Source organism: Alitiscatomonas sp. (assembly GCF_037242085.1).
In the GTDB taxonomy this organism is placed as follows: Bacteria; Bacillota; Clostridia; order Lachnospirales; family Lachnospiraceae; genus Alitiscatomonas; species Alitiscatomonas aceti.
This window is the reverse complement of the sequence record NZ_JAXXBR010000083.1, coordinates 60989-77696: the sequence shown is the minus strand read 5'-3', so window position 1 is coordinate 77696 and position 16708 is coordinate 60989. Positions and strand designations below refer to the sequence as shown.

At 52.3% G+C, this 16708-nt stretch carries 13 protein-coding genes and 1 pseudogene; 2 read left to right on the top strand and 12 right to left on the bottom strand.

What is annotated here, in order from left to right:
• Positions 1-703: 703 nt before the first annotated feature.
• Complete coding sequence (locus tag WIH05_RS08645) at positions 704-2830, bottom strand: CocE/NonD family hydrolase (protein WP_337425256.1); 2127 nt, start codon at positions 2828-2830, stop codon at positions 704-706.
• 241 nt (positions 2831-3071) lie between these two features.
• On the opposite strand from WIH05_RS08645, the gene WIH05_RS08640 reads away from it, so the two are divergent.
• A complete protein-coding gene (locus WIH05_RS08640; protein ID WP_337425255.1) occupies positions 3072-3647 on the top strand; it encodes a DUF3841 domain-containing protein in 576 nt (191 codons plus the stop codon).
• Positions 3605-4183, top strand: a pseudogene (locus WIH05_RS08635) (DUF3841 domain-containing protein); the annotation flags it as partial. The gene WIH05_RS08640 and the pseudogene WIH05_RS08635, both read left to right, overlap by 43 nt.
• A gap of 65 nt (positions 4184-4248) precedes the next feature.
• Here the strand turns inward: WIH05_RS08635 and spoVG are convergent.
• From spoVG to WIH05_RS08580, 11 genes are all read right to left on the bottom strand, one after another.
• Positions 4249-4533 carry a septation regulator SpoVG gene (spoVG, locus tag WIH05_RS08630; RefSeq protein WP_022272295.1) on the bottom strand — a complete coding sequence of 95 codons (285 nt, stop codon included), beginning with the start codon at positions 4531-4533 and terminating at the stop codon, positions 4249-4251.
• Between the two features lie 40 nt (positions 4534-4573).
• Positions 4574-5695, bottom strand: coding sequence for a glucose-1-phosphate adenylyltransferase subunit GlgD (gene glgD / locus WIH05_RS08625; RefSeq protein ID WP_337425254.1), 1122 nt, complete (start codon positions 5693-5695; stop codon positions 4574-4576).
• Positions 5692-6966: a glucose-1-phosphate adenylyltransferase gene (locus tag WIH05_RS08620; protein ID WP_158358025.1), complete on the bottom strand. Its 1275-nt coding sequence runs from the start codon at positions 6964-6966 to the stop codon at positions 5692-5694. Before WIH05_RS08620 ends, glgD begins: the two co-directional genes overlap by 4 nt.
• Before the next feature lie 351 nt (positions 6967-7317).
• The gene (locus WIH05_RS08615) at positions 7318-8628 is read right to left on the bottom strand and encodes an amidohydrolase (RefSeq protein ID WP_022272298.1); all 1311 of its coding nucleotides are present in this window, start codon (positions 8626-8628) and stop codon (positions 7318-7320) included.
• Between the two features lie 16 nt (positions 8629-8644).
• Complete coding sequence (locus WIH05_RS08610) at positions 8645-10051, bottom strand: serine hydrolase domain-containing protein (RefSeq protein ID WP_337425253.1); 1407 nt, start codon at positions 10049-10051, stop codon at positions 8645-8647.
• 177 nt (positions 10052-10228) lie between these two features.
• Entirely contained in the window at positions 10229-11527 is a 1299-nt protein-coding gene (locus WIH05_RS08605; RefSeq protein ID WP_337425252.1) for a CapA family protein, read from the bottom strand.
• A gap of 23 nt (positions 11528-11550) precedes the next feature.
• Positions 11551-12825 carry a M20/M25/M40 family metallo-hydrolase gene (locus tag WIH05_RS08600; RefSeq protein ID WP_022272301.1) on the bottom strand — a complete coding sequence of 425 codons (1275 nt, stop codon included), beginning with the start codon at positions 12823-12825 and terminating at the stop codon, positions 11551-11553.
• Positions 12826-12855: 30 nt separating this feature from the next.
• Positions 12856-13818, bottom strand: coding sequence for an oligopeptide/dipeptide ABC transporter ATP-binding protein (locus WIH05_RS08595; protein WP_337425251.1), 963 nt, complete (start codon positions 13816-13818; stop codon positions 12856-12858).
• Complete coding sequence (locus tag WIH05_RS08590; protein WP_022272303.1) at positions 13811-14821, bottom strand: ABC transporter ATP-binding protein; 1011 nt, start codon at positions 14819-14821, stop codon at positions 13811-13813. The genes WIH05_RS08595 and WIH05_RS08590 overlap by 8 nt, the downstream gene beginning before the upstream one ends.
• Positions 14822-14833: 12 nt before the next feature.
• A complete protein-coding gene (locus tag WIH05_RS08585; protein WP_022272304.1) occupies positions 14834-15718 on the bottom strand; it encodes an ABC transporter permease in 885 nt (294 codons plus the stop codon).
• Positions 15711-16664 carry an ABC transporter permease gene (locus tag WIH05_RS08580; protein WP_022272305.1) on the bottom strand — a complete coding sequence of 318 codons (954 nt, stop codon included), beginning with the start codon at positions 16662-16664 and terminating at the stop codon, positions 15711-15713. Before WIH05_RS08580 ends, WIH05_RS08585 begins: the two co-directional genes overlap by 8 nt.
• Positions 16665-16708: the final 44 nt, after the last annotated feature.

Below are 16708 nucleotides of genomic sequence, written 5' to 3'. Positions count from 1 at the left end.
GCTGTCCCTCCGGAACTGATCTCCAGAGCCCGTCTTACTTCCCATAATCGTCCTTGTCGGAAGTCCCTATTTTTTGTCTTGAAACTATTCCAAATTCTTATAGTATAAATAATGTATAGTATGTATATTTTATATTTTCAAAATATTCTCTCCACATTTTCCTCCCACTCCTGTCTTCATTGAACCCACCTCCAAACTGCAAATATATTCATCCGCCTCTCTCTGCCTCCCCCTCCACCTATCCGCCTGTGGCGGGCCGTTTCAGTGGCAAACTTTTTTCGCCCGATAGCGATCCCCGCGGAGCGCTTTTTGACATAAAACATTCTTTCTATAACATATGAAAGAAACCCATCGGCGCGCTTTCCCGCCTGCAGCAAGCCGCTTCAGCGACGAAAGCCACTTTCACCCCATAGCAATTCCCGCAGCGTTTTTTGTCGTAGAACATATTTTCCTATATCCATACGAAACTTGCTGCGCGAATTTCTCATGGTTATTGCGACAGCCACCAAGGTTTCATGCAAGCACGGACTTTGGCGCGCTGCCCACGTAAACAAAAAACGCGGCCCATGATATCAAAAAACATCATGGACCGCGTCCGCTTATTCTTATTTTATTCCATTCTATCACTGGCCCCCGGATTCCCAGCAGCTTCTGGGAATCCAGACTCCATTCTTTCTATTACTTCTATTCTATCACTTTTATACTATTTCTCCCGCATCACCGTCACCGCCGACCGATACCGGCCGCCGTGATGAACGCAGTTGTGGGCCAGGCGGATCTCCTGGCTGTTGAAGCCGTCACGGGTGTTGCTGTTGGGGAAGATGAAGTTTTTCGCACTGGACGTCACGGTCACGCGCATCTGATGTCCTTTCTGGAATGTATGGGACAGCTTTGTGGTCCGGATGGTCACCGGATATACCTTGCCCGGCTCCATGAATTCCGGATGCTCGAACTGATTCCGGTAGCGCACGCTCATAACTCCGTCTGCCAGCTTCATGGAACGCCCGTTTTCATCCACATCGGTGATCCGCACCATCAGATCCGTATCTTCGCAGTCGGAGGAGAGATAGATCACAGCCTGGGCGTCTCCGGTGATGGTAAATTCCTTCTCCAGAACACCGGTGGAGTAGCTGAGCATATCAATCCGCTTCTCCTCGTCTGTGTAGTTTTCCGGCACCTCCAGTTCATTTTCAGACATATCGATGATATGGGTGGACGGATTTTCCGGATCGTATGTAAAATGATCCCCACATTCATTTTCCGGAGCCGCGAGGCTGAGGGTTCCATGGCCTGCTTCGCTGCCGCTTCCAACTGCCATATCCGCGGCTTTGCCGTCCAGGTAGAAGGTCACCTTCTCTCCATCGGGCAGAGGCCAGTTCTCAGCCGTCTTCCACTGGCCGCTTCCCATGGTATAGTATTCCACCACGGGAGTCTTTTCGATCCCGTTTTCCACGCCCTTTAAATAATGCTCGATCCACCGGAAGCACACCAGGTCGATGTCGTACCGCAGGGCATTAGGCGCCAGGGCAAATCCGTGGATATCGTAATCAGCATTTCCGCTGTGCTTCCACGGCCCCAGGATCACCTTTTTCTCTGTGTAATCCTCATACAGATCCAGAGCCTCTGTGGTTCCCATGCCGTTATCGTCAAACCACCCGGACATGATCAGCGCCGGAACCCGGTGGGTTCCCGTCCTCTCCTTCCAGTTGCCCATTTTCCAGAAATCGTCGTAATCGGGATGGTCCAGCCATTTCTTTAAGAACGGCACCTGATGGCCCAGGGCTCTGGGCGCGATGTCCTCCAGGGGACGGATATCCAGAAGCTCGTCCCAGTCGTCCCGGTCCATGAGGGATGCGTCCGATCTCTGTCCGGATACCATAAAGGCCCAGGACATGGACCCGGAGTTGAAGCAGCCGCCTCTCCTGGGCAGATCTCCAAAGGGACTTCCAGCGCACACACTGCTTAACATGGCCGTCAGATGGGGATTTTCGCTGGCCGCAGCCGCCCACTGGACGTAGCCCAGGTAAGAGCCTCCGGTCATGGCCACCTTCCCGTCGCTCCACTTCTGATCTGCGATCCAGTTGAGGGTATCGTCGCCGTCCTCCACCTCATAGTGCATGGGAAGCCACTCGCCTTCGCTGTCCTCCCGTCCCCGCACATCCTGGATCACCACAGCGTAGCCCCTCTGCACATACCGGTAATACGTTTCTGCTCCGACCCGTTTTCCGTAAGGGGTACGCACCAGCACAGTGGGGACCTTTCCTTCTGGCCCTGCAACGGCCATCTCCTGGCCGGCTCTCTCTCTTTTCACTGGCAGATACACGTCCGCAGCCAGCTTCACGCCATCCCGCATGGGGACCATGAAGGTCTCGGGACCATGGACCAGGTATGGAAGGCCAAAGCCCATCTCCTTCCACTGGCGTAAGACCGTCTCATCCTCGTACCCATCCTTCACCAGAACGCTGCAAAGCTCCCTGGCCGGGGTGGTGAACGCCACGATCTGACCATCCTTCACTGCCAGATCTCTGGGGAATTTGATGTGCCTCTGCACATATGCTCCCTTATCCTTTTTCTCATATATCTCCCCGGAGGAAGCCGTAAACCTGTCTTCTCCTCGGCGGATCCCCTCCTGGCACGGTTCCAGATGCAGGAGTGCCTCCCGCACGTTCATTTTTCCCAGGACCACATACCGGTCATCCTCTGGATCCAGCTCTCTTTCCGGAAGAAATTCTCCAGATGTCACGTCCAACGGGCTGTGGAAAACCCGTTCTCCCTCTTTTCTGCATGTTCCGTACCGGACTCCCGATACGTAAAATCCCCATGTTTCCATGTCTATACCCCTTTCTGCCCACTGCTCCGTCTTTTCCTCCGGGCTGCCAGGCACTATATTTTTCACAACTCCATTCTACCTTATCTTTGTCTCAAAGTCAAAAAGATGCGCTTTGTTTCCAGATCGTCAGCCCAAACAAAACCTTACAGAAAAAGCTCTGTTTCTGTCTGTTCTTCTCTTGACTTCCTCCGCCAGACTGGCTTACAATACAGCCAGAAACAAAGAAAGGGCAGGTGGTCCCATGGAAAATAGAATGAACGGAAACGCCGTCCGCGTCTGGACCAAGCAGCATGAAAACGTCCTCCGGGAGCTGGAGACCAAGGGCCGCTACGTGGCCAGACGGGAATACATCCAGGCAGATCTGGGGGAGCATGCTCCGCTGGTGCTGGAGGCCTACGACTGGCTGGTGAAGCACACGCCTGCGGCGGCGGATCGGCCCGCAGACGCCGATTATCCCGTATGGGTGTCCTTAAAATCAGAGGCCACCATGCTGATGAGCCCGGGGACCGTGATCCTGGAGCTGACCCTGGATCCGTCCCGAATCGTGCCGGTAAACATCATGAAATGGGGAGCGGTCCTGGACTATTCGTATATTCCGGCTGACCGGGAGGACGCCGCCCGCCACAGAAAGCTCCTGGAGGAATACCGGGTCAGCGACAGCAAGGCATATATGTCCCAGTTCTACCCGGAGATCAAACGGGAGATCATAAAAAGCTGGGACCGGCTCTTTGACGCCCGGGTGGATATGGGGAACCCGGACTGCTATGGAAATATATGGGAGATAAAAAAAGAATGGATCACAGACGTACTTCGGTAACCTTATATTCCCCCCAGGCCCAGATCGTCCTGGACATCTTAGACCGGGACGGGATCTGCTTTTCCAGGCGGGAATATGTCCAGAAAAAATATGAAGAGAGCGCGCCTGTGTTCCTTTCGGCTTACGACTGGTTCGTGAAGGCTGCGGAAGCCCATATTCCAAAGCCCCAGGGTGCGGAATACCCCTACTGGGCCTTTGGAAGCCCGGAAAATGTGGATCTGTCTGCCGGAGGCCGGGTCCTGGCGCTGCGTGTTCCCCTGGGGGAGGCGGTCTTTTTCAGTCTCTACGACTGGAACAAGATCTTATGTCTCTCCTATATGGGAGAAACGGAAAAAGAAGAGAAAGAGTTCCGCCAGACGCTTCTGGAATACGGGATCCGGAGGGAAAGCGATCTCATCCTGACTAACTTCTATCCAGAGCTGAAGCGCCAGGTCATGGACAGCTGGCACCGGCTCTTCTCCCATGACCAGGCCATCCGTAAAGCCATTTCTGAAAACCAGCCCCTTTCCGGCGTCCAGGCCGGGCTGTGGTGCATAAAAAAAGAGTGGGGATGGACCAGGATTAGCTCCCGGTCCATCCCCACTCTCTTTCTATGCAGTTATCAGCCCTCCAACGCCTCCTGGGCCGCCTCCAGCGTGGTCATCTCATATTTATGGAGGATCACGTTCTGGATCATGTCCCTGGTCTCTGAATTTATGGGATGGGCAATGTCCCTGTATTCACCATCTGCGGCTTTTCTGCTGGGCATTGCAATGAAAAGCCCCTTTTCCCCTTCGATCACTTTGATATCGTGGATCACGAACTCGTTGTCCAGTGTAATGGATACGATCGCTTTCATTTTGCCTTCTTTTTCAATCTTTCTCACACGTACATCTGTTACCTGCATAATAACCTCCCCGGTCCATATCAGCCTTCCATATGAACCATTATAATGTATATCTTTCGTTCTTTTCGATGACGATCTTCACGTCATCAGGCTGCCCGATGTATGTGGTATTGGCACGGATCGTATCGCGGCTCTCCACAATGCAGTTCTCAATGACCGTATTGTCTCCAATATAAACGTCATTCATGATGATCGAGTTTTTGATCACACAGTTATTTCCGATATATACCTTTTTAAACAGAACGGAATTTTCCACGGATCCGTTTAAGATACAGCCGCTGGAAACCAGGCTGTTCTTTACAACTGCGCCCGGGTTATATTTTGCCGGAGGCAGATCGTCGATCTTGGAATAAATATCCGGATATTCCTTAAAGAAGTAGCTGCGGACCTCCGGCTTTAAGAAATCCATATTGGTCTGGTAATAGGCCTCCACGGAAGCGATGTTGCTCCAATATGTATCCAGCTTGTAGGCATAGATCCGTTTCAGATTCTTATAGCGTACCAGGATGTCCTGGACGAAGTCATACCGGTCCTCGTTGGCGCAGCGCTCGATGAGCTCGATGAGCTGGCGGCGGCGGATCACGTAGATCCCGCAGGAGATGGTCGTGGAATCGTTGACCATGGGCTTCTCCTCAAATTCTGTGATGCGGCCGTCGGCGTTGGTCTTTACCATACCGAACCGGGTCACATCCACGTCTGCCGGCATATCCTTGCAGACCACTGTGATATCAGCCTTCTTTTCGATGTGGTATTCCAGCACCTTATTGTAATCCAGCTTATAGATCCCGTCGCCGGAGGCCAGTACCACATAGGGCTCGTGGCTTCTCTTCAGGAAATCCAGGTTCTGGTAAAGGGCGTCTGCGGTGCCGCGGTACCAGTCGCTGTGCTCTGCGGTGATGGTGGGGGTAAATACACACATGCCCCCCTGCTTTCTTCCGAAATCCCACCATTTGGAAGAGCTTAAATGCTCGTTTAAGGATCTGGAATTATACTGGGTCAGAACTGCAACACTCTGGATATGAGAGTTGCTCATATTGCTAAGAGCAAAGTCAACGCTCCGGAAGCTTCCGGCGATGGGCATTGCCGCGATCGCCCTTTTTCTGGAAAGCTCCCGCATCCGCTTGCTGTTGCCTCCCGCTAAAACAATACCGATTGCTCTCATACGTTTCCACCTGCCTTTACTATGTAGCCGCCGCTTTCAAGTTTGCCGTCCGGATAGTCCGAAGCTTCTGTCACACCGGAGATCGCTGTGTTCTTTCCGATCTCCACGCCCGCCGGGATCACTGAATGCTCTCCGACGGTCACCAGGTCGAACTGGTATACCTTGGGATCGTATTTGCTGGGCGCGTATTCTCCAACGCCAAGACGGGCGCCTGCGCCGATCCGCACGTCCTCGGCCACAATGGCCTTGTCCACCACAGCGTCTGCCTCGATCACGGAATCCTGCATAATGATGGAGTCCCTGACCACAGCGCCCTTCTCGATCACAACGCCGGAGCCGATCACAGAGTTGACGACCTCTCCATAGATCTCTGTTCCCTCTCCGATGATGCTCTTTCCTACCTTCGCTTCTGCGGAAATGAACTGGGGCGGGATCTTCTCGCTTTTTGTATAGATCTTCCAGTACTCCTCATACAGGTTGAACTCCGGGATAATGTCGATCAGCTCCATATTGGCTTCCCAGTAAGAGCCTAAGGTTCCCACATCCTTCCAGTAGCCGTTATACTCATATGCGAAGATCCGCCTGCCGTCGTTGTGGCAGTAGGGGATAATGTGCTTTCCGAAGTCACAGCCCGGCTCATCCTTTAATTTAATGAGCGCCTCTTTTAATACCTTCCAGCTGAAGATATAGATTCCCATGGAAGCCAGGTTGCTCCTGGGGTTTGCCGGCTTCTCCTCGAACTCCGTGATGCGGTTGGCATCATCGGTGATCAGGATACCGAAACGGCTGGCCTCCTCCATGGGTACCGGCATGGCGGCGATGGTCACATCGGCGTTGTTGGCCTTGTGGTACTCCAACATCACCTCATAGTCCATTTTGTAGATGTGGTCGCCGGACAGAATCAGAACGTATTCCGGATTATAGGATTCCATATACTCCAGGTTCTGGTAAATGGCGTTGGCGGTTCCCGTATACCAGTCGCTGCCCTTGCTTCTTTCATAGGGAGGAAGAACGGTCACACCGCCCACGTTCCGGTCCAGATCCCACGGAATACCAATTCCGATATGCGTATTTAAACGCAATGGCTGGTACTGGGTCAGGACACCGACTGTATCGACGCCAGAATTAATGCAGTTGCTGAGCGGGAAGTCGATGATCCTGTACTTGCCGCCGAATGATACTGCCGGCTTTGCCACTTTTTGCGTTAAAACTCCAAGGCGGCTGCCCTGTCCTCCTGCCAACAGCATTGCTATCATTTCTTTTCTTACCACGATATCACCTCTTGCTGTTTCATTTTGTCCATCTTTGGGTTAATTAAATGGTTCTTTTATTATACCATATTTTTTAGAAAATGTGAACAAAATTTTCTCGAGTTAAACGTCATTTTTGTACATATTATGACATATTATAACATTTCCACAGGTTTCTTCCGATAACCGACAGTTCCCTCCCCATTCCCGGCCCATTCCAGAGCCGGATCGGCCGCTCCCGGCCAGCCATAAGAAACACTCCGCGCAAATTTCTCATGGTTCCCGCGGCAGACGCCAGAATCTCGTGCAGGCACGGACTTTGGCCCTCTGCCCGCGAAAAAAGAGGACCCGTCCGGGTCCTCTCCGCATCCTTTATCCAAGGATATCGTATACAGTTCCGCAGAATACCTTCACCGCATTGGGAAGCGCCTGCTCGTCAAAATCAAACCTCCGGTTATGGCCCGGCGCAGATTCCTTTGTGAGGATCCGCATGAAGGTAGCCTGGCCGCCCTGCTCCTGTACCCGGCGCATCATATAGGAAACGTCCTCGCTTCCGCCGTTGCGGCTGCTGGTGGTCCCGGAAACCGGAAGATGCAGGTTTTCCTCGCAGACACGTCTTACCCGGTCCATAAGGGCCTGGTCGCTGGTCAGGGAATACGCAGAGCCCATGACCTTCATCTCGCTGGTGCAGCCGTGCATCTTCGCCGCTCCCTCGATGATGTTCTTTGCATATTCTTCCATATACTGGTTGATCTCTGTGGTCTCTCCGCGAACCTCGATCTCCATCTTTGCCACATCCGCGATCACGTTCCGGCCGCTTCCGGCCACAACAGTCCCCACATTGATCCGGCTCATTCCAGCGGAGTTCCTCGGGATCCCGTACAGGTTTAAGATAGCCGTAGCCACAGCCGGCATTACGTTTTTCCCCTTCTCCGGAGATCCGCCTGCATGGGCAGAAACGCCGTGGAAGAAGACATCGTACTTGGTAGTAGCCAGGGAGCCATGGCTTCCCGGGATCACCACCGCCGGATCGTCGGCAGCCTTATCGGAAACGTGGGAACCGATGAGATAATCCACACCGTCCAGATGGCCGTTCTCCACGATGGATTTCGCACCGCGAACGCCTTCCTCCGCTGGCTGGAAGATCAGCTTCATGGTCCCGTGAAGGGAATCCTTAATGGACATCAGCACCTTCGCCACGCCCAGGCCGATGGTGGCATGGCCGTCATGGCCGCAGGCATGCATAAAGCCTTCGTTGACGGAGCCGAAGCCCTCGCAGGCAGGCCGGTGGGATTTGTCCTTTTCCTCAAATACGCCCAGTGCGTCGATGTCGAAACGCATGGCTACTGTGGGGCCCTCTCCGCAGCGCAGGATACCGATCACTCCGGTCATACCGCCCTTTGTATATTTTACAAACTCCGGATCCGCACCCTGGGCCACGGCTCTCTCATACTGCTCCTCCAGCTCCTCATCCGACGGAACGCCCATTCTGGCATCTTTTTTGCAGACCTGGTCGCCCACTAAGACCTCATACCCCATCTCTGTCAATTTTCTGGCAATGATGGAGGAGGTCCTCATCTCGAACCAGCCTTTTTCTGCGAACTTGTGGAAATCGCGGCGCTGGGCTACCAGCTCCGGTGCGATCTCATCTGCCATTTTGGTGATCTGTTCATAAATGTCCATGCTGAATACCTCCATTTTATTTTCTCGGCAGCATCCGTCCGCCAAAACCGATGGCGAACACTCCGCCGTTTTCATCCTTAAAGAGCTTCAGATACGCGTCCTTTGCATAGCCGCGGATGATCCCCAGGTTTTCCTGGACCATGACCAGATTTTTCTCTCTGCCCTCTACCACTGCCAGAACTCCGTCTCCGTTCTCCCGGATCTCCACCTCGGAGTCCTCGCTGGAAAGGTAGCAGCCCACTGCGGCCTTTCTGGTCTTTTCTGACCATGGATTTTCCTGGTAAAGTCCCCGGTCCTCCAGCGGATTCCGGCCATGGTACATACGCATGGCCGCATCGGCAATGGCACTCACCGGTACGTCGGAGGTGTTGCAGAGAACGATGACTCCGCAGCCGGCATCATAGGACCAGGACATGTTGGAGGAAACGCCTGTAAGGCTTCCCCCGTGCTCCACCACGGTCACATCGTCGATCTTCTTTGTAGCCAGTCCGAAGCAGTACCAGCTCTCTGGGCGGTACTCCATGCGCGGACGGCACATGGACCGGATCCCTTCCATTGAAAGGATACGGCCGCCGGCCGCCGTCTTTCCATGGTTCAGATACATATACAGGATCTTCTTCATATCGGAAATGGTGGACTTCATGGATCCGGCCCCGCCCAGGACAAAGGCATCGTCGTAATAATCCTTGCAGCCGGTCATGACGCCGTTCTCCTTCTTATATAATACGGCGCTGTTTTCATCCAGTCTGGGCCGCAGGTAATCGCAGCCGCTGCGCTCCATTTCCAGAGGATCCAGGATATTCTTTTTCACATAGTCTGCAAAGGAAGCCTCTCCTCCGACCCGGCGGACGATCTCAGAAAGGAGGCCATAGCCGTCGTTGCAGTAGCTCATGTATTCGCCCGGTCTTCCAATGAGACCGTGGCCCGGAGTCTGGGCATCCAGCTGCTCTGCCACTGCCTTTGCTCCTGCCTCCGCCAGCTTCACGCTGTAACCCAGGTCGCCCTCTGTCTCCTCGGAGATCCCCAGCTTCTCTGCGATCTCCTTTACCACAGTCCTGTGTACCGGATAAAAGCCGCCGCTGTGGCTCAGGAAATGATGGATCCGTACCGTTTCCTGATTCTTATTGGTAAACTCCGGAATATACCGGCTCACAGGATCGTTCAGGTCCAGGAGGCCTTTTTCTGCCAGCTGCATGATGGATAAAGCCACAAAGGACTTTGTCACAGATGCCAGACCAAAGATCGTATTTTCGTCCATGGGCAGCTTCTGCTCCGTATCCCTGTACCCGAAGTACTGTTCATACTGGGTCTTTCCCTCTTCATCCACAATGGCAACGGCAATGCCCGCTGCGTTTCCCTGTATCTGGATCTGCTTTACAAGCTCCTCAAACAGGGCCTGGTTGGCCGCGTTGATTCGATTCATGTGTAATCCCTCCCAATGATGTCGCTTGATTCCCTTATTATAACATATTTTTTCTAACAAAAATATACCTGAAAAAAGAAACGTATAAAAATTTTGTACAAAATAAAAAGCAAAAAGGAGACGGCGCCAAGTGGAGTGAGAGAGTTTTTGCAGCCGTCTCCAGAATCTGTCAATGCATTATTTCAGTCGGATATAACCTACGCCATCCCGGATCTCCATGGCGGTTCCGTAGGGAGCCGAAAGCTCCGCCAGATACTCCAGGACCTTTTCGTCTCCAGTCATTACCGGCACGCCCTTCTGGGAGCGTACCCGTTCCATACCCAGGGAAATGGGGTACAGGCGGATCTCCGTGGTCTTCCCATCTTCCATGTCCCAGGCAGCCATAACAGAAAACCAGATCTCCGGCAGGACTCCGTACCCCACGGTTCCCATCTTGCTCCGGTCATCCATATATGCCCCCACCTTTGTATCCAGGGGAAGCTTCTTATTTAAATACGCATCATAAGGCTGGAGATCCACGGTCTCCGTTTCAAACAGGAAATTCCCCAGGCTGTAAAAAATGGGTTTCCCCTTATAGATCTCGATCCCCCGAAGCTCATGAGGACCATGGCCGATGATAACATCTGCACCAGCATCCACACAGCGTCTGGCAAAGGTCTCCAGGAACATGGCCGGCACCTTTGTATCGCCCGCATCGGTCTCATGGGCATGGATGCTCACCAGCACCACGTCCGCCTGCTTTCCGGACTCCCGGATCTCTCCCTCGATCCGGGCCATATCCGTTTCGTTGGGGATGCTCTCGATCCAGTTGGTTTCATCCAGCTTGAATTTATACTTTCCAAACAGGAAGGTCCCCTCCGGCGGCGGATTCTTATATCCATTCTTCACAGAATTCTCCATGGACGCGTTGACCTTTGTAAGAGCCGCCAGGCCTGCAACCTGGTCATAATACTCCTGGGTCACATGGTAAACGGTCTCGAAGCGCAGAGGATTCAGTCCCGGACGGCCGCACATATCTGCGCTCTGGCCGCCTGCCATACCGGATTCATGGAAGGACGAGGTGACGCCGATCATGGCCACTCTGGCCTTCTTTGTTTCCAGATAGCACGGTCTGGACGCATCTCCCAGGTTCTTTCCCGTTCCGGCAAAGATCATATCCCGTTCCCGTAAATGCTCGATGGTGGCCAGAACGCCGCCATGGCTGTAATCATGGGAGTGGTTGTTGGCTGTATTGTAAAGGTTAAACCCAAAGGACTTCATATCGTCCAGGGTCCTGGGATCCGCCATGGCCCAGGTGCCGCCGGAAAAGGCGGCCGGATACCCCTCATGGTCATGGAAGGTCATCTCCAGATTGGAAAATTTCACATCGTGCTGCATGATGCAGTCCCGGACGGCCTCGAACCCCTCATATCCGCCCTCCGGGAACCGGCGCGTGATAAATGCGTCTCCAGTGGCAATAAAGCTTGTCTTTTTCATAAGATCCATGTCCTCTTTTCCGACTATTTTTCTGCTCCGATGCCTGTGATGGAATCAAATTCCCCCTCGATCCCGACTGCCATCATCAGCACTAAAAATGCCTGCTGGATGGCCTTATAAGCGCCGTTGATGGGGAACTTTTCATGGATGCTGTGGTTCATGATATTCTTGGAATTTTCATCCGGGGCATAGGCACGGCCCATACAGAGCGCCGGAAGTCCCTTGGCAACGGCCACGTTGGCGTTGGTGCAGCCGCCTCTGTGGATCACCGGCTCTACGTCCAGATGGCTCAGGCCCATGTATGCAGTTTCTACCAGAGGAGCATGCATGTCCTGGGTTCCTCCCGGTACGCTGCTGATGAGCTTTTTATCCCAGGTGATCGTATCCTGACCCCATTTTGCGGTCTCCTCCTGGCAGGCCTCTTCAATGGCGTTGAAGATATTGGTCCTTAATTTCGCCAGCTCCTCCTGGGAATTGGACCGGAAGTTGAATTTGATTGTGGCCTTGGGCGCGATCGCATGGACGCCCGCATCGTTTCCTCCGTGGAAATTGGACACACAGAAGCTGGTCTTGGGATCCGACGGAACCACAAAGTCAGCGATCTTTGCCACAGCCCTGGCCGCCGCATGGACCGGCTGGGCCATCTTTCCGAAGCAGCCAAAGGCATGGCCGCCGATTCCGTAGAAATTCACCTCATACGTCTCGCCGCCGGTGGCCTCGAACACCAGAAGGCTCATGTCGTTGTTGTCCAGGCTGAGGGAAATGTCGATGTCATCATTATCTGCAAGGAAATCCTTCATTCCGCCAAGGCCGCCCATTCCCTCTTCCCGGGTGGTTCCCACAAATACGATATCTCCGGCAGTCTGGATCCCCGTTTTATTGAGGGTACGGATCAGGCACAGGAGCATAGCCAGCGCTCTTGTATCATCGCCGATCCCGGGAGCATACAGAAAGCCGTCCTTTTCCTCCACGCCTTTCACAGTCCCAAAGGGGAATACGGTATCCATATGGCCCTCGATCAGCACCTTCGGCCCCTTTCCTGTTCCGCGGCGGATGCCGATCACATTGCCGCCCCGGTCTGTGTGGACGTCCTCCAGTCCCAGCGCCTTGAATTTCTCAGCGAATACCTTGGCGCGGTTTTCCTCATGGCCGGTGGGAGCCTCGATGAGCACCAGCTCCTTCTGCTCCTCAATGGCCTCCGGCTGATTGGCCTCGATGAAGACCAGCGCTTCCTTTACGCTGGCAAGCCCCAGCATCTTTTCAAACTGGGATCTGGTATGATCTGATACCTGATACATGGTGTAAACCCTCCTGAATACATTACATTTTTATTTAAAATTTTCCCATAAATGGCATGATACAAAATGACCTTCTGATATCTCCACCAGCTGTGGGCAGGATTTATGACACTGGTCGCATACATAATTGCATCGTTTCGCAAACCGGCACTCATCTGGCGGATCGATCGGCGAACTGATCTCTCCCCGGAGAAGAATTCTCTCAGGCCTTTCTATTCCCACTTCTGGAATCGGGATTGCTGAAAGAAGGGCCCTTGTGTACGGATGGACCGGATGGTCAAACAGCTCCTCTGTCGGAGCCTTTTCAATCAGCTGTCCCAGATACATTACAGCGATCTCGTCAGCAAAGTGGTTCACCACTGAGAGATCATGGGTAATGAAAATAAAAGTAAGCCCCATCTGTTCTTTTAATTCCTGCAGCAGGTTCAGGATCTGAGCCTGGATGGAAACGTCCAGGGCTGATACTGGCTCGTCACATACAATAAACTTGGGCTCCATAGCCAGAGCACGGGCAATCCCGATACGCTGTCTGCGCCCGCCATCCAACTCATGGGGATACGCATTTACAAGCCGCTCCGCCAGTCCTACCGTAGCCATCAGCTCACGGCCTCTGGCATCGATCGCCTTTTTATCTTTCAAGATCTTGTTTTCAATAATGGGCTCCGCAATGGTCTGACTCACAGTCTTCTTAGGATCCAGAGAAGAAAACGGATCCTGAAAGATGATCTGCATATCCCGGCGCATCTGCCGCATCTTACTACTGCTCAAAGCCGTGATGTCCTGGCCATTAAAGATCACCTGGCCGTCAGTTGGTTCCAAAAGTCTTAAAATAGCACGTCCAGTCGTCGATTTTCCACATCCGGACTCTCCAACAATTCCCAGTGTTTTTCCCTTTTCAATGGTAAAACTCACATCATCCACCGCATGGAGGGTTCCACGGGCTGTTTTAAAATATTTTTTCAGATGCTTTACTTCCAGTATATTTTCAGCCATTCTTTTTCCCCCTCTCAATATGGAAGTCCGGATTCTCGTACGCCAGACATGCCGCTTTATGAGTTCCTCCGAAGGACACCAGCTCCGGTCTTCTTTCCCTGCACGCATCTGTCGCGTAATTGCATCTTGGAGCAAAGGCACAGCCCCTGGGCAGATTTGTGGGATCCGGCATCAGACCGCGGATCGGCTCCAACTTGCTCCGTCTATTTTTGATATTTGGAAGAGAGTTGAAAAGCCCCTCGGTATACGGATGCAGTGTGTGATTGAAAACTTCATCCAGATTTCCCTCTTCAATGATCTTTCCAGCATACATGACTGCTACCCGGTCACATGTCTCTGCCACGATTCCCAGGTCGTGGGTGATCATGATCATGGACGTATCCTTTTTCTGCTTTAATTCCCGCATCAGCTGAAGGATCTGGGCCTGGATCGTCACATCCAGGGCAGTTGTGGGCTCATCTGCAATTAAGAGCTGCGGACTGCACGCCAGGGCAATGGCAATGATCACCCTCTGCTTCATGCCGCCCGAAAACTGGTGCGGATATTCGATGGCTCTCTCTCTTGGAATACCAACCAGCTCCAGCATATCCTCTGCCTTTTTCCATGCGTCATTCTTATTAAGGTGCTCATGACGCTCCAGACTTTCTGCGATCTGCTGTCCCACAGTAAATACCGGGTTCAGAGAGGTCATCGGATCCTGGAAGATCATGGATACCAGGCCTCCCCGGATATGCTCCAGCTCGGTGATGGACATTCCCATCACGTCCTGGCCGCACACCTCCAGCTTATCACATTCCAGAACTCCGGGGGGCGAGTCCACCAATCTCATAATGGACAATGCTGTTGTGGTTTTTCCTGCACCGGTCTCTCCCACCAGTCCCAGGGTTTCCCCTTTTTTTATATGAAGGCTTATATTATTAACTGCCTCCACAGTCTCTTCTTCCATTACAAATTTTACATTAAGGTTCTCAACCTCAAGGACCATATCTTTCTGTTCTTCCATTCTGCCGCCCTCCTATTTCTTAAGTTTCGGATCCAGAGAGTCCCTAAGGCCGTCTCCCATCATATTCAGCGCCAGTACAGTGATCATAATGGCAAGACCTGGGAACAGCGTCATGTAGGAATAATCACGGATATATTTTCTTCCTCCGGAAAGAAGAGCTCCCCATTCTGGAGACGGAGCAGGAACACCCAGTCCCAGGAAGCTTAAACTGGAAGCAGAAATAATAGCAGATGCCACACGGAGCGTTGCCTGGACGATGATCGGAGACAGGCAATTGGGAAGAATGTGCTTAAAAATAATCCTTCTGTTTGATAACCCTATGGCCTTCGACGCTTCTACATATTCCTGGTTCCTCACAGTCAGTACCGCAGCCCTTGTAATACGTACAAACTGCGGCACGCTCGTAATTCCCACTGCCAGCATCAGATTCCAGATACTCTGTCCGAGAACGGATACGATAACAATCGCCATCAGCATATTGGGAACAGCTCCCAGGATATCTGTGCTTCGCATGATCACTTCCTCCAGGGTTCCTCCATAAAAGCCTGCAATGGCTCCCAGGGTTACGCCGATCACCAGACCAATGGTAACAGCCACCAGCCCCACGGAGCATGAAAATCTCGTTCCATAAAGTACGCGGAAAAAGATATCCCGTCCCAGCTCATCTGTTCCAAACCAGTGCCTTGCGCTGGGCCACTGAAGACGCTCTGCAACATTCTGTCCTACTACCTGGGTATCATAATCCAGGAAGACATCTGCAAACAGTGCAACGAATACGATGATCAGTACAATGGCAGAACCGACCATAGCGCCTTTATTTCTTCTAAACTGATGCCATACCTCTCCCATCTGGCTGCGTGCTTTTCTGGGAGCATTTGCTTCAACGGTTTTAGCCATGTTTCTTTTTCCCCCTTTTTGCCACATACTGTGCTTTGATCCGAGGATCCACAACTGCATAAAGCAGGTCAACGAGAAGCAGAATAATACTAAGGAGAATTGTTGTCATAATAATGCTGCCTGTAACCAGCGGAGTATCCCTCATATTCAGAGAGTCCACGATCAGGCGGCCGACTCCCGGCCAAGCAAATACTGTTTCTGTAAGAACGCTTCCGCCCAATACGCCGGCCAGCTGTGTTCCAATAATCGTAATGATCGGAATCAGCGCATTTCTCAAGGCATGGGATGTGATTACAATTTTTTCCGGGATTCCCTTTGCCCTTGCGGTTCGTAAATACTCCTGTTTTAAAACATCCAGCATAGAAGAACGGGTCGTTCTCGTCAAGGTAGCCATGAGCCCGGTTCCTATGGTAATTGCCGGAAGTACGATGGAGGACAGGGTCTGATCGCCGCCAGACGGGAACCAGCCCAGGTTTAGTGAAAAGACAATGATAAGGAGCAGCCCCAGCCAGAAGTTCGGCATAGAAAGTCCGATCATAGCCACGATCATACTGATATTATCCTGGACCGTTCCCTGCCTGGTAGCTGAATAAATTCCCAATGGTACCGACAACAGGATCGAAACCAGGATCGATGCAAATGAAAGCTTGATCGTTGCCGGGAGCTTTTCCATGTATGTATCGAATACATCAGTCTTTGATACATAGGAAACTCCCATATCTCCATGAAGCATACCGCCCATATATTTCACATACCGTACAATGACCGGCTGATCCAGACCCAGATCATGACGGATCGCTTCCAGATCCTCCGCTGTCGCTCCCTCCGGAGCCAAGATATCTACCGCATCGCCGGGAGCCAGATCCATGATAAAAAATACAAGGAATGAAACTCCAATGATAACGGGAATCATTAATAAAAGTCTTTTAATTATGTATCGGTGCATACATCATCCTCCTGTTCTGGAAAATGCTTTTTAAAAAGAAGCGG